This is a genomic window from Georgenia sp. Z1344 (assembly GCF_049856295.1).
GTDB lineage: Bacteria > Actinomycetota > Actinomycetes > Actinomycetales > Actinomycetaceae > JB111.
The window spans coordinates 133,914-147,947 of sequence record NZ_JBNDMZ010000012.1 but is presented as its reverse complement, the minus strand read 5'-3'; the positions used below and the strand labels follow the sequence as shown (position 1 = coordinate 147,947).

Sequence of the window (14,034 nt, the reverse complement as noted above, 5' to 3'; positions counted from 1 at the left end):
GTGGAGCACGGCCCGACACCGGTCCGTCACCCACCGGACACCTGGTCGTTCGGCCCCGTTATGGCTGCGTGCGGGGTGCGGGAACACCACTGCTGATCAGGGCAGTCACACCCGTATCCCGCACCACTGGAGCACCTCACGACACGTCCGTGAGAGCCGAGTCGCTCCCCACCGGAATGAGTTCGGCCACCGGCAGGGCCCGACCTACGCTGGCGCCCATGTCTGCCACCCTGCGCGCGATCGGGCTGCGCGCCCTCCGGGGCCCACGCGAGCTGTTCTCGGACCTCGACCTGACCGTCGCACCGGGCGAGGTGTGGGGCCTCGCGGGTCCCAACGGCGCGGGCAAGTCGACCTTGCTCGAGATTCTTGCCGCGGCCGACACGCGTTCGCTGGACCACACTCTCGACCATGGGGGCGGACATGCCGATACGACCGGACGAGCTCCCAACCGCAATCTCGACGAGAGCGCCGGCACGCGGGCCACCAACCGCAATCTCGACGACAGCACGGCCGGGTCGGGTGCTCCCAACCGCAATCTCGACGACGGGGGGCCGGAGGTCAGCGGGCAGGTGGTGCTCGCACCCCCGACGGCGACCGTCGGGCTTCTTGCCCAGGAGCCCGACCGCCGGCCCGGCGAGACGCTCGCGGCGATGATCGGGCGTCGCACGGGGGTCGCGGCGGCGGAGGCCGAGATGAACGACGCCGCGGCCGCGCTCGCCGCCACCGATCCCGGCCGCGCTGCCGAGGACCGGTACGCGACCGCGCTCGACAGATGGCTCGCCCTCGGTGGCGCCGACCTGGCCGAACGCACGGCGGAGGTCGTCTCACGGCTCGGGCTGGCCGCCGAGCTCGACGCCGCGACCACCACGCTCTCGGGCGGCGAGGCGGCCCGCGCGTCGCTCGCCGTGCTCCTCCTCCAGCGCTACGACATCCTCCTGCTCGACGAGCCCACCAACGACCTCGATCTCGCCGGGCTCGAGCAGCTCGAGACGTTCGTGGCGGGGGCGCGGCAGGGCATCGTCGTCGTCAGCCACGACCGCGAGTTCCTCGCGCGCACGACCACCGGCATCGTCGAGATCGACTCCGCGCAGCACCAGGTGTCCGTCTACGACGGCGGCTACGAGTCCTACCTGGCCGAACGCGCCGTGGCCCGCCGCCGGGCCCGCGAGGCCTACGACGCCTACGCCGACAAGGTCTCCGGCCTCAAGGCCCGCCACCAGCAGCAGAAGGAGTGGACCTCCACGGGCATCCGGAACGCCCGCAAGAAGGCCACCGACGGCGACAAGCACATCATCCACGCGGCCAAGGCCCGTACCGAGAAGCTCGCGGCGAAGATCTCCCAGACCGAGCGCGCGATCGAACGCCTCGAGGAGGTCCCCGAGCCCCGCAAGGAGTGGCAGCTGCGGATGACGGTGGCCGAGGCGCCGCGCTCGGGCACGGTCGTCGCCACGCTCGACGACGCCGTCGTCACCCTCGGCTCCGCAGCCACCTCACCGCTCGCCGGCGCCGCAGGCTCCGCTCGCCCCACGGACTCGCCCCGCGACGACGCAGCTCACCAGCCCTCCGCGGGCACCTTCACGCTCGGGCCGGTCACCGCCGAGATGTCGTGGGGCGACCGCGTAGTCCTCACGGGCGCGAACGGCTCGGGGAAGTCGACCCTGCTCGCGCTCCTGCTCGGGCGGCTCGCCCCCGACGAGGGACGGGCATCGCTCGGGTCGGGCGTCGTCGTCGGGGAGGTGGATCAGGCCCGCGACACGTTCGACGGAAACGAGCCTCTGACCAGGACGTTCACCGACGCCTCCGGCCTCTCGCCCGAGGAGTCCCGCACGCTGCTCGCCAAGTTCGGGCTCGCCGGCGACCGCGCGACGCGACCGTCAGGCTCCCTCTCCCCCGGCGAGCGCACCCGCGCCGCGCTCGCGCTCCTCCAGGCGCGCGGGGTCAACTTCCTCGTGCTCGACGAGCCGACGAACCACCTCGACCTGCCCGCCGTCGAGCAGCTCGAGCAGGCCGTCGACTCGTTCGGCGGCACCGTCCTGCTGGTGACGCACGACCGCCGGATGCTCGGCGGCGTGCGTGCGACGCGGCGTTGGCACATGGACGCCGGCCGGCTCACCGAGGCGGACTGAGCCCCGGACACTGGGCCCAGAACCACCGAACCCAGGTGCACCGGCCCCAGGGGCATCGGGCCGATGCAGATCGCCCCCGCTTGCTCACCGGGAGGCGGTCAGCAGCGGGGGCGACCACAGACGATCGACGTCCAGACGACCCTCAGACCTGCGGAGGCGCCCCGAGCTTCTCGCGTCGCATCCGGTGGAGGATCGGCTCGGTGTACCCGTTGGGCTGGTCCGCACCCTCGACGATCAGGGCCCGCGCGGCCCGGAAGGCCACGCCGGGCCCGTCCTCGCCGATGAGCGCCTCGTAGTTCGGGTCGCCGGCGTTCTGCTCGTCGACCACGGGGGCGAGGCGCTGCAGGGCGTCGTCGACGTCGGCCACCGTGATCACGCCGTGGTGCAGCCAGTTCGCCAGGAGCTGCGAGGAGATCCGCAGCGTGGCGCGGTCCTCCATGAGCGCGATGCCGTTGATGTCCGGGACCTTCGAGCAGCCGACGCCCTGGTCGATCCAGCGCACCACGTAGCCGAGGATCGACTGGACGTTGTCGTCGAGCGACGAGCGCACGTCGTCATCGGAGAGGTCCTGGTCCGTCAGCGGCGGGACGAGGATCGGGTCGACGCTCTGCGGCTCGCGGCCGGTGATCTCGGCGCGCACGGCGTCGACGTCGACCTCGAGGTAGTGCAGCGCGTGCAGGGTCGCGGCCGTCGGCGAGGGCACCCATGCCGTGTTCGCACCCGTGCGAGGGTGCGCGCCCTTCTGCTCGAGCATGTCCGCCATGAGGTCGGGCGCCGCCCACATCCCCTTGCCGATCTGCGCCTTGCCCGAGAACCCGGCGCGCAGGCCCGCGTCGACGTTGGCCGTCTCGTAGGCGGCCATGAGCTCGAGGCCCTTGATCTGCCCCTTGGGCAGGACGACGCCGGCGTGCAGGGAGGTGTGGATCTCGTCGCCCGTGCGGTCGAGGAAGCCGGTGTTGATGAACGCCACGCGGTCCGCGGCCTCGGCGATCGCGGCGCGGAGGTTGACGGTGGTGCGCCGCTCCTCGTCCATGATGCCCATCTTGATCGTGCCGTGCTCGAGGCCGAGGAGCGCCTCGACGCGGGAGAAGAGCTCGGCCGCGAACGCGACCTCCGCCGGCCCGTGCATCTTGGGCTTGACGACGTAGATCGAGCCCTCGCGCGAGTTCGTGCCCGCGCGCTCGCCGGACAGGTCCGGGAGGGTACCGAGCGCGGTGATCGCGGCGTCGAGGATGCCCTCGAACACGTCCTGCCCCTCGGCGTCCTTCACCGCGTCCGTGCGCATGAGGTGGCCGACGTTGCGGATCCACAGCAGGGAGCGGCCCGGGAGCACCAGGGGCGTGCCGTCGGCGCCGGTGTACTCGCGGTCGGGGTTGAGGGAACGGGTGAAGGTGCGGCCGTTCTTCGTCACCTCCTCCGTCAGCGTGCCGCTGACGAGCTCGCGCCAGTTGCGGTAGCCGAGGACCTTGTCCGCCGGCACGACGGCGGCCACCGAGTCCTCGAGGTCCATGATCGTGGAGATCGCGGACTCGACGACGATGTCCTGCACGCCCGCCGAGTCGGTGGAGCCGATCGCGCCCGAGTGGTCGACGACGAGCTCGAGGTGCAGCTTGTTGTGGACGAGGAGCACAGTGGCCGGGGCGGCGGCGTCGCCCGTATAGCCGACGAAGGCGCTCGGGTCGGCGAGGCCGGTGGTGGTGCCGGCGGCGGAGTCTGCTCCGGCGATGTCGACGCGCAGCGCGCCGTCCTCGACCCGGTAGGCGGTGGCGTCGGCGTGCGAGCCGCTCTCCAGCGGGACGGACTGGTCGAGGATCTCGCGGCCGCGGCGCACGACCTCCGCCGCGCGGGCGGTGTTGAACTCCGTGCCGCGGGCGAGCTCGCCCTCGTCGGCGATCGCGTCCGTGCCGTACAGGGCGTCGTAGAGCGAGCCCCAGCGGGCGTTCGCGGCGTTGATGGCGAAGCGGGCGTTGAGGAGGGGCACCACGAGCTGCGGACCGGCGACGTCGGCGACCTCGGTGTCGACCTTCGTCGTCGTGATGGTGAAGTCCGCCGGCTCCTCGACGAGGTAGCCGATCTCCCGCAGGAACTCCGTGTACTTGGCGGGGTCCGGCAGGCCGGGCTGGTCCTTGTGGTACTGGTCGATCGCGGCCTGGAGCTCGTCGCGCACGCCCAGCAGGCGGCGGTTCTCCGGCGTGAGGTCGGCGATGATCGAGGCGAGGCCGCCCCAGAAAGCGTCGGCGTCGATGCCGGTGCCAGGCAGGGCCTCGTCCTCGACGAAGGCGGCCAGCGGCGCGTAGACGTCCAGGCCTGCGCGCTCGACCCGATCGTCGGACCCTGGCGCGCCGGCGGACTGTGCGGTCGTCATCTCGTGGACTCCTTGGCTCGAGGTGCGGTCACGGCGGTCCGGCACCACCTCGCGGCGGCCGCCATGGGGCCAGCCTACGGACTGCCGGAAATCCTCATACGAGGGTAATCCACTGAGCGGAAAGCCGGTTCCGAATCGTGGGGAGAACGGGGCTCGCACGCGTCCAGAGACCTCGTCGGCGCAGGTCGTGACGCCACCGGGCCGGAGAGACGACGGGTCGCGTGATCTCGTCCAGAACCCGACACGCCCTTGCCAGTGAGGCGAGCCTTACCTAACTTGTCGGTCATGTGCCTCTGCGACGCTGGCCCCCACCCGCACGTCCTCCTGGTCGGCGAGCAGGTCGACATCCCCTATATCCGCTCGGTCCTCGACCGCCTGCCCGAGAATGCGTACGGCCAGGTCTACCTCGAGGTCGACACCGACGAGCACGTCGCAGCGCTCGACGCGCCCGCCCGGGTCGGCGTCCGGTGGCTGACCCGCGCCCGGGTGGGCGACGAGGCACGCCTCCTGCCCCGCGGCGCGCGGGTGGAACGTGCCGTGCGCGCGTGGCTGTCCGAGTGGCTGTGCGACGCGCCCGACGAGGGGCCGATCGTCGTGTGGGTCGGCGGGGCGGACAACCTGCGGCTCGCCGAGCTCCACCTCGAGCTGCACGCCCGGATCCACGAGCACCACCACGCGCAGGCCCACCGGCGCCACCCCTGACTCAGAAGGCGAGGACGATGCGCCCGCGCACGCCGCCGGCCTCGAGCCGGCGGTGCGCCTCGGGCGCCTCCTCCTTCGACAGCACTGCCGCCACGCGCAGCGTGACGGTGCCGGACTCGGCCTGCTTGCGCAGCTGGTCGAGCTTCGCCCGCTCCTGGGCGTAGTCGCCGACGAAGATCGGGGCGAACGTGACGCCGCGGTCGGCCTTCTCGTCGTAGCCGCGCACCGTGACGATCGTGGCGCCATCCTTCACCGCCGGCGCGAGGGCGGCGTCGAGGAGCGCACCGTCGACGGCGCCGTCGACGCCCTCCGGGTACCGCTCGCGGACGCGGTCGGCGAAGTCGTCCCCGCGGGGCAGCACGACGTCGGCACCCAGCTCCCGGACGAGCTCCTCGTCCTTGTCGGCGGCGTCGGCGACGACCGTGAGGCCGTCGGCCTTCGCCAGCTGCACGACGTAGCCGCCCATCGCCCCGGCCGCACCGGAGACGGCGACGACGCCGCCGCGCGGCAGGGCGAGCGTGTCGAGAGCGAGGCGCGCGGTGAGGCCGTTCATCGGGAGCGAGGCGGCCAGCGCGTGGCTGGTGTCGCGGGGAGCCGCCACGACCGAGTCCGCGGGGAGCACGACCTTCTCCGCGTAGGCGCCGTGCGTGCCGCTGGGCACGACGATGCCCATGACGCGGTCCCCGACCTTCAGCGTGGTCTGCGTGTCCGGCCCGATCTCCTCGAGGATGCCGGCGACGTCCATGCCCGGCACGAGGGGCATGTCCCCGGCGGGGCGCCGGGACGTGCCGGCGCGACGGGTCGTGTCCGTGGGGTTGACCGCCGCCGCGTGGACGCGGACGAGGAGCTCGCCCTCACCGGGCGCCGGGTCGGGCAGGTCGAGGACCTCGAGCACGTCGGGTCCGCCGGTCGTTGTCAGTCCGATGGCCTTCATACCGCCGCCAACAGGGGTGGCACGCGAGACATTCCAGGGTGGGGCGTGAGGCGGGCGGGGTTCGTCGTCGTTCGTCGAGATTGCGGTTCGTCGTCGTCGAGATTGCGGTTGGGAGCCAGAAGTTGGTCGAGAGTGAGGCTCAGGCCGCGCGGCGCCCGCCTCCGGCGTGTCGAGAGTGCGGTTCAGACCGCGCGCATGTGCAGGTTCTTGGGCGACCTCCCGCGATTCAGGGCCTGATCCCCCGGCGTTCGCGTCCGCTTCACGTCGCCGGGGCAGAGTCCGGCCCCATGGCATCCACCTCCCGCATCCGGGCCCTCGTCACCATTCCCGCCCTCGCCCTTCTCCTCGCCGCGTGCGGGGAGGGCACCGACGACGGCGCCCTCGAGGACGACGGCGCGAACGAGTCGGAGGCCGGCAGCGAGGAGACCGCGTCCGACGAATCCCCGTCCGACGACGCCGATCCCGGCACCGAACCCGGGTCGACCGACGCCGCCGGGCTGCGGGTCGCCGTGGCCACGAACGAGCCGTGGGGCGCCTACCACGTCGAGCACGTCGCCGACGAGATCGAGGCCCAGGGCGGCACGATCGAGCTCATCGTCCCCGACATGTCCGAGGTGGACGAGGAGGCCGCGGTCGCCTCCGTCCCGCTGGACGACGCCGATCCCGCCGACTACGACCTGCTGGTGGTCAACGGTGCCGAAGAGTGGCCGGCCGAGGTGGTCGAGGCGTTCGAGGACCTGCCGGTCGTGGCCAGCAGCACCGCTTACCTCGAGGCCGAGGAGGCCCCCTTCGCCGACGACATCCGGCCGCGACTCACCGCGGTGACGGCGAGCTCGCCGGCCGAGCAGGAGACCTTCGCGGTGTACCTCGGCGTCGACGAGGAGGACATCGAGGTGGTCGGCGTCCCGGAGCTGGACGAGACACCCGAGTGGGAGCCGGAGCCGGACACCGTCCTCATCCTCACCAGCGTCACGTACCCGGACGAGACCGGTGGAGCCGCGCCGAGCGCCGAGCTCCTGCTGGACACCGCGCACGCGCTGAGCGACGAGGGGTACGAGATCCTCGTCGGGATGCACCCGCGCGAGGACGCGTCCCTGTGGGAGGAGTTCGAGATCGCCGAGGAGGGTTCGGTGGAGGCGGCGGCGCGCGCCGAGGTCGCCGTCGGCATCCCCGGGAGCGTGTTCCCCAAGATCGCGGCGATCGGGACGCCGCTGGTCGGGACGGTCGACGCGGAGCTCGAGGTCCCCGAGTACCTCACCACCACCGGCGCGATGGTCGACACCGTGGAGGACGCACTGGCCGCCGTGGAGGACGCGGAGCCGCTCACGGGCGACGAGCTCGAGTTCGTCGTCGGCCCGCTCGGTCAGGCCGGCCCGGACCTCGTCGACGCCTGGGCGGAGGGCTCCCGGCTGACCCCCGAGGACGCCGACCTCTGACCCGAGGGATCGCGGCCGGTGCGGTTCGTGCACGTCGAGATTGCGGTTCGTGCACGTCGAGATTGCGGTTGGGAGCCCGACACCAGTCGAGAGTGGGGTTCGTCGTCGTGCTCGTTCCGACGAGGCGCCCCTACGCGCGGCCGTGGACGACGTCGTAACGCAGGCGCACGGTCCCGTTGCCGAACCGCCGCTCGCTCGTCAGCCGCAGGTCGAGCGCCACGTCGTCGGGCAGGAACCGCAGGCCCCCGCCGAGGGCGACCGGCCAGAGGTACATCCCCACCTCGTCGACGAGGCCGGCACGCAGCGCCTGAGCGGCGAGGGTGGGCCCGTTGACGGTGATGTTCGTCGTCGTCGAGTCCTTGAGCTCGCGGACCCGGGCCGGGTCGAAGGTCCGCTCGACGCGCGTGCGCCGCGTGGGGACGACTCCGAGGGTCGCGGAGTGCACGACCTTCTCCGCGGCCTGCCAGAGACGGGCGAACTCGGCGTTCCCGGCGGACTCGGCGGCGATCGCGGGATCCGTCTCCCACACGCTCATCAGCTCGTAGATGCGGCGGCCGTAGAGGTAGGTGCCGACCTCGGCCGTGTCGGCGTTGAACGCGGCCATCACCTCGGCGCTCGGCTCGGCCCACCCGGGGCTGCCGTCCGGGCCTGCGACGTAGCCGTCGAGCGAGACGTTCATCCAGTAGATCAGGCGGCCCATCGTGGTGACTCCGTCGTGGCGGCGGTGGGGTGGCGGGGGTTCGTCGTCGGGCTCGTTCCCGCGTGTCCGGGGTGTCCCCGGGGTGAGCCGTGCTCAGTCGCGGGCGTGGACGACGTCGTACTCGAGGAACACGATCCCTCGCCCGACCACGCGGTCGCGGCGCAGCGTGAGGTCGAGGCGCAGGTCGTCGGGGAGGAAGCGGAGGCCGCCGCCGATCGAGACGGGGTAGATCACGGGCATGACGGCGTCGACGAGGCCGTGGCGCAGCGCGTGCGCGGCGAGGGTGGGGCCGTCGATCGTGAGGTCCTCGTCGGAGGCGTCCTTGAGCGCGCGGATCTCGGCGGGGTCGAACGTGCGGCGCAGCTCGGTGCGCGCCGTGATGGGGTCGGAGAGCGTGGTCGAGAAGACGATCTTGTCGGCGCGCTGCCAGATCTGCGCGAACTCCGCGGCCTCGGGGCCCTGCTCGGCGATCGACGGGTCCGTCTCCCAGACGTGCATCATCTCGTACATGCGGCGGCCCATGAGGTACGTCCCGACGTCGGACATCGCGTCGTTCATCGCCTGGTGGTCGCCGGCCTCGGGAGCAGCCCAGGAGAAGTCGCCGGCCGGGTCCTGCACGTAGCCGTCGAGGGAGACCTGCATCGAGTAGAGGAGCCGTCCCATGGCCGTTCCGATCGTCGTCGAGTGACGGGGCGTCCGTTCGTGGGCGGTCCCGTGCGGAGGAACGTACTCCTCGTGCGGGGCTTGCGCAGGGGGAAATTCGCACGACGACGAACTTCCCGCGCCCCGTTCATCGAGATTGCGGTTGGGAGCTCGAACCCGTGTCGCAATGAAATTCTTCCGGATCCCAGCCGCAATGTCGGCGGAGCTCGTGACAACACGCACTCCCTGCCGACGTCGGTGGGCATGCCTACGTTCGAGACATGGGGGATACGAAGGACACATCATCGCCACGACCGACATCGGACGCCGAGCTCGGGCAGCCATCCATGGTCGACGCCGTCATCGGTACGTCCACCATGTCCCTCAGCTCCGTGCTGGGGCTGGTGTGTCTGGCGGCGGCACTCGGAGACGGCCCGGATCTCCTGTCCCGCGCAGGCTCGTCCGCTACAACCTGGGGGTCGCAGCTCTCTGGTCACGTCGGCTGGTCCGTCGCGCTTTGGGCCACGCTCCTGCTCGGCGGCTACGTGTTGCTCGCGGGGCTCCAACGGGTCGGCGGCGACGACGAACAAGCGAGAAGAGCTCACGTCACACGCGACCTGCTGATCCTGGCCGGACTCATGCTGCCGCCGCCATTGCTAGTGACCTGGTGGGCCGTGACGAGCGGGCAGAGCGGGGGCCTGGCGATCGCGCTCATCCCGACGATGGGGGTCCTCCTCGCGCTGACCGCGCAATCCGTCACCTTTGCGACCTTCGACCGTTCAAGCCTTCGCGCGCGCCGCGAGAACCGGATCAGGAATGCCGAAATATCACTTGTGGGACTCCCTCGCATGGGGCGTAAGGCCTTCTATGTGATCGCAGCACACGTCGTCGCCGGAGCAATGATTGGGACCGTGCTGGCAATGCTCCTCGGACTCGAGAACACGTCGCGCGATCTGCCACACACCCTCAGATGCCTCGTGGCGTACGGCGTGTTCTCAACTCTCGTGGCATTCGCCTTCGTTCTAGGAAGAACTCCGTCGTTCCGGCGCCATAACAGCTGGAACTTCTTCTACCGCGCCGTCAGCGCCGCGATCGGCGTGGGGGTGTCGGCCGCCGTACTGATGGGGGCGGTTCTCCTCCACCGTGCGTCAAACCTCGTTGCCCTTGTTCCGACGCTTACCGTCATCGTTCTGCTGCTGGTCTCGGCGATCATCACCAGTCGCTCGGCGGGGACGGCCATCTCCTCCTGGTCGCTTGGCGCTGCCGCGGCCCGCATCGCACACTGGACATTCATGTCGGATATCGATTCAACACGGAAGGCGCTGGCCAAGGCGACACCGCCGGCACGTCCAGGCACAGCCGGAGGAGCGCTGGAGGGGACCCTGCACGGGTCGTCCTGAGACGCCGGGCCCGCAACATCAGCGCATTGCTGATCCACGTCCTTCGGGTACCGGGAAGTCAGGCCTGGTACTCAGCGGGCACCCACCTGGGTTGTGAGAACCGAAGTGTCGGTGCACCTCAGCCGCACTCTCGACCGTTGGTGCCCGGCTCAGCCGCACTCTCGACCACTGGCGCGCAGCTCCCAACCGCAATCTCGGCGTGCACCAACCGCAATCTCGATGAAAGAAGCGGGGGTCAGGCGGGGATGAGCGACTCGATCGCGCTGCGGAAGAGCTCGAGGCCGTCGGTGCCCGCACGCACACCCGCGGCCGTGTCCGGCCCGAAGCCCTTCTCCACGGCGTGCTCCGGGTGCGGCATGAGCCCCACGACGCGGCAGGACGCGTCGGACACACCGGCGATGTCGCGGAACGAGCCATTCGGGTTGACCCCGACGTACTCGAAGACCACGCGCCCCTCGGCGGCGAGCTCGTCGAGCGTCTCGTCGGTGGCGACGTACCGACCCTCACCGTTCTTCAGCGGGACGACGATCTCCTGGCCCGCCTCGAACCGGTTCGTCCACGCGGTCCGGTCCGACACGACGCGCAGCCGCTGCTCACGGCACACGAACCGCTGCCGGTCGTTGCGCACGAGCGCCCCGGGCAGCAGGTGCGCCTCGCACAGCACCTGGAAGCCGTTGCAGATGCCGAGCACCGGCGTGCCGGCGCGGGCGGCGTCGACGACGGACCGGATCACCGGCGCCAGCGCCGCGATGGCGCCGGCCCGGAGGTAGTCGCCGTAGGAGAACCCGCCGGGCAGGACCACGGCGTCGACCCCCTGGAGGTCGGCGTCCGCGTGCCACAGGGCCACCGGCTCCGCACCGGCGAGGCGCACCGCGCGGGCGGCGTCGACGTCGTCGAGGGTGCCGGGGAAGGTGACCACCCCGATGCGAGCGGTCACTGCGCGACCTGGGTGCCGGCGTCGGGCGTGGTGGTACCGGCCGTCCCGGCCGGGACGGTGCCCGACGCCGCAGCCTCCTCCGCGCGCACGCTCACCACGTCCTCGATCACCGGGTTGGACAGCACGTCCGCGGCGGCCCGACGGGCGGCCTCGAGGTGGGCATCGGTGACGTCCCCCTCGACGGTCAGCTCGAACCGCTTGCCCTGGCGCACGGCGACGCCGGCGATCCCCTGGTGCTCGAGCGCGCGGGCGACGGCCTTGCCCTGCGGGTCGAGGATCTCCGGCTTCGGCATGACGTCGACGACGATGCGGCCCATGTGGTGTCCTTCCTGACGGCTGGCCCCAGCGTAGGCCGGGGCGCGGGATCAGACGTCGGCCGTCCGCCCCGTGAGGGTCTCGAACGCGGTGACGTAGCGCTCGCGCGTGCGCTCGACGACCTCGTTCGGCAGCGGGGGCGGCGGCGCGTCGGAGGTGCGTTCCCAGCCCGCGGCCGGCGAGGTGAGCCAGTCGCGGACGAACTGCTTGTCGATGCTCGGCGGCGTCACGCCGGGGGCAAGGTCCTCGGCCCGCCAGAAGCGCGAGGAGTCGGGCGTGAGGACCTCGTCGGCGAGGACGAGCTCGGCGTCCCCGGGCCGGTTCTCCCGGCCGAACTCGAACTTGGTGTCGGCGAGGACCAGGCCGCGCTCCGCCGCGATCTCGGAGGCGCGGGCGAACACGGCGAGCGAGCGATCCCGCAGCCGGCGCGCGGCCACGACCCCGACCGCCTCGACGGACTGCTCGAACGTGATGTTCTCGTCGTGGTCCCCGACCGCCGCCTTCGACGCCGGCGTGTAGATCGGCGGGTCGATGCGGTCGCCCTCGGCCATCCCCTGCGGCAGCGCGATCCCGCAGACCTCGCCCGTGGCCCGGTACTCCGCCAGCGCGGAGCCCGTGAGGTACCCACGGACCACGCACTCGAGCGGGAACATCTGCAGGCGGCGGCAGATCATCGCGCGCCCCTCGACCTCGGGCGGCACCTCGAGGGAGACGACGTGGTTGGTCACGAGGTCGGCCAGCTGCTCGAACCACCACAGGGTCAGCTGCGTGAGGACGACGCCCTTGCCGGGGATCGTCGTCGGCAGCACGTGGTCGTACGCGCTGATCCGGTCCGAGGCCACCATCAGCACGACGTCCCCGCCGCGCCCCGACTCCTGGTCCGCCGGGACGTACATGTCCCGCACCTTGCCGCTGTAGACGTGGGTCCAGCCGCGCAGGTGCGGCGCCTCACCGACCAGGATGCTCATGCCGCCATCCTCCCACCGGCGGCGTGGCGGGAGTAGGGCTGTCCGTCCGGGGTCCGAGGGGTGGGCGGCCTGACACACACGTGCCCGACGACGAAACCCCGTCAGCCGAGCTCCGGCACCGAGATCCGCCCCTCGACGGCCGCGAGCGCGATGTCGGTGCGGTGCTGCGAGCCCTCGAGGCGCACCTCGGCCACGCCGGCATAGGCGGCGTCGCGCGCGGCGGCGAGGTCCGCGCCCCGTCCGACCACCGTCAGCACCCGCCCGCCGTCCGAGACCACCGCGCGGGAGGCGGCGTCGTCGTCGGCCCCGGTTCCGGACCCGCTCCCGGACCCGCCCCCGGACCGGCTCCCGGACGCGACCCCGGCCTCAGCAGTACCCGCCTGGACCACGTGCACGCCGTCGATCGCCTCGCACTCGGTCAGCCCCTCGACCCGGTCGCCGGTGCGGACCTTGCCGGGGTACCCGGACGACGCCACGACGACCCCGACCACCGCGCCCTCGTCCCACTCGAGGACGCCACCGGCGGGCAGGCTCCCCGTGGCGGCGGCGTGCAGGAGCCCGGCGAGCGGCGTGCGCAGGCGCGGGAGGACGACCTGGACCTCGGGGTCGCCGAAGCGGACGTTGAACTCGATGACCCGCAGGCCGCGCGAGGTCAGCGCGAGCCCGCAGTACAGGAGGCCGACGAACGGGGTCCCCCGCCGCGCGAGCTCGTCGATCACGGGCTGCGCGACGCGCTCGACGACCTGCTCGGTGAGGTCGGCCGGTGCCCACGGCAGCGGGGAGTAGGCGCCCATGCCGCCGGTGTTGGGGCCGGTGTCGCCGTCGCCGATGCGCTTGAAGTCCTGGGCGGGGGCGAGCGGGAGGACGCGCTCGCCGTCGGACAGGCAGAACAGGGAGACCTCGGGGCCGTCGAGGAACTCCTCGACGACGACGGCGGCGCGCCCCCCGGTCGACTCGTCCCCGCCGACGGCCGGCGCGAGGCAGGCGACCGCGTGGTTCAGCGCGGCGTCGCGGTCCTCGGTGACGACGACGCCCTTGCCGGCGGCGAGCCCGTCGTCCTTGACCACGTACGGCGGGCCGAAGGCGTCGAGTGCGGCCTCGACCTCCTCGCGCGTGACGCAGACGTGCGCCATCGCCGTGGGGACCTCGGCGAGCGCCATGATCTCCTTGGCGTAGGCCTTGGAGCCCTCGAGGCGTGCGGCGGCGCCGCTGGGGCCGAACACGGGGATCCCGGCGGCGCGGACCGGATCGGCGACGCCCGCCACGAGCGGGGCCTCCGGGCCCACGACGACGAGGTCCACCGCCTTGTCCATGGCCAGCCGGACCACGGCGGCGCCGTCGAGGATGTCGATGTCGACCCGCTCGCCGAGGTCGGCGCACCCCGGGTTGCCGGGGGCGAGGACGAGGGACTCGGTGGCGGGGTCGGCGGCGAGGGCGCGCGCGAGGGCGTGCTCGCGCGCGCCGGAGCCGAGCAGGAGGATCTTCACCCGCGCAAGGGTACGGGGCGGG

General features: G+C 72.2%; 12 protein-coding genes. 4 read left to right on the top strand and 8 right to left on the bottom strand.

The window, feature by feature from the left end:
- Positions 1 to 218 precede the first annotated feature (218 nt).
- The gene (locus tag ACPYO6_RS14085) at positions 219 to 2,126 is read left to right on the top strand and encodes an ABC-F family ATP-binding cassette domain-containing protein (RefSeq protein WP_425715395.1); all 1,908 of its coding nucleotides are present in this window, start codon (positions 219 to 221) and stop codon (positions 2,124 to 2,126) included.
- A gap of 142 nt (positions 2,127 to 2,268) precedes the next feature.
- Here the strand turns inward: ACPYO6_RS14085 and ACPYO6_RS14080 are convergent, their stop codons facing one another.
- Positions 2,269 to 4,491 (bottom strand): malate synthase G, encoded by a 2,223-nt coding sequence (locus ACPYO6_RS14080; protein ID WP_425715394.1) that lies wholly within the window; start codon positions 4,489 to 4,491, stop codon positions 2,269 to 2,271.
- A gap of 285 nt (positions 4,492 to 4,776) precedes the next feature.
- Between ACPYO6_RS14080 and ACPYO6_RS14075 the strand changes: the two genes are divergently transcribed.
- Complete coding sequence (locus tag ACPYO6_RS14075; protein WP_425715393.1) at positions 4,777 to 5,193, top strand: SIP domain-containing protein; 417 nt, start codon at positions 4,777 to 4,779, stop codon at positions 5,191 to 5,193.
- A 1-nt stretch (position 5,194) separates the two neighbouring features.
- Here the strand turns inward: ACPYO6_RS14075 and ACPYO6_RS14070 are convergent, their stop codons facing one another.
- Positions 5,195 to 6,127: an NADP-dependent oxidoreductase gene (locus tag ACPYO6_RS14070; RefSeq protein WP_425715392.1), complete on the bottom strand. Its 933-nt coding sequence runs from the start codon at positions 6,125 to 6,127 to the stop codon at positions 5,195 to 5,197.
- 287 nt (positions 6,128 to 6,414) lie between these two features.
- On the opposite strand from ACPYO6_RS14070, the gene ACPYO6_RS14065 reads away from it, so the two are divergent.
- Positions 6,415 to 7,563, top strand: coding sequence for a hypothetical protein (locus ACPYO6_RS14065; protein WP_425715391.1), 1,149 nt, complete (start codon positions 6,415 to 6,417; stop codon positions 7,561 to 7,563).
- A gap of 130 nt (positions 7,564 to 7,693) precedes the next feature.
- Here the strand turns inward: ACPYO6_RS14065 and ACPYO6_RS14060 are convergent, their stop codons facing one another.
- Complete coding sequence (locus ACPYO6_RS14060; protein WP_425715390.1) at positions 7,694 to 8,263, bottom strand: dihydrofolate reductase family protein; 570 nt, start codon at positions 8,261 to 8,263, stop codon at positions 7,694 to 7,696.
- A 93-nt stretch (positions 8,264 to 8,356) separates the two neighbouring features.
- Complete coding sequence (locus tag ACPYO6_RS14055) at positions 8,357 to 8,926, bottom strand: dihydrofolate reductase family protein (protein ID WP_425715388.1); 570 nt, start codon at positions 8,924 to 8,926, stop codon at positions 8,357 to 8,359.
- Between the two features lie 260 nt (positions 8,927 to 9,186).
- Here ACPYO6_RS14055 and ACPYO6_RS14050 point away from each other — a divergent pair, with 260 nt between their 5' ends.
- The gene (locus tag ACPYO6_RS14050; protein WP_425715387.1) at positions 9,187 to 10,305 is read left to right on the top strand and encodes a hypothetical protein; all 1,119 of its coding nucleotides are present in this window, start codon (positions 9,187 to 9,189) and stop codon (positions 10,303 to 10,305) included.
- Between the two features lie 235 nt (positions 10,306 to 10,540).
- Here the strand turns inward: ACPYO6_RS14050 and purQ are convergent, their stop codons facing one another.
- The 4 genes from purQ to purD form a co-directional block, all read right to left on the bottom strand.
- Positions 10,541 to 11,242, bottom strand: coding sequence for a phosphoribosylformylglycinamidine synthase subunit PurQ (gene purQ, locus ACPYO6_RS14045; protein ID WP_425715386.1), 702 nt, complete (start codon positions 11,240 to 11,242; stop codon positions 10,541 to 10,543).
- The gene (locus ACPYO6_RS14040; protein ID WP_425715385.1) at positions 11,239 to 11,559 is read right to left on the bottom strand and encodes a phosphoribosylformylglycinamidine synthase subunit PurS; all 321 of its coding nucleotides are present in this window, start codon (positions 11,557 to 11,559) and stop codon (positions 11,239 to 11,241) included. Before ACPYO6_RS14040 ends, purQ begins: the two co-directional genes overlap by 4 nt.
- 48 nt (positions 11,560 to 11,607) lie before the next feature.
- Positions 11,608 to 12,525 (bottom strand): phosphoribosylaminoimidazolesuccinocarboxamide synthase, encoded by a 918-nt coding sequence (locus ACPYO6_RS14035; RefSeq protein WP_425715384.1) that lies wholly within the window; start codon positions 12,523 to 12,525, stop codon positions 11,608 to 11,610.
- A 101-nt stretch (positions 12,526 to 12,626) separates the two neighbouring features.
- Positions 12,627 to 14,012, bottom strand: a complete 1,386-nt coding sequence (purD, locus tag ACPYO6_RS14030; protein ID WP_425715383.1) for a phosphoribosylamine--glycine ligase — start codon at positions 14,010 to 14,012, stop codon at positions 12,627 to 12,629.
- Positions 14,013 to 14,034: the final 22 nt, after the last annotated feature.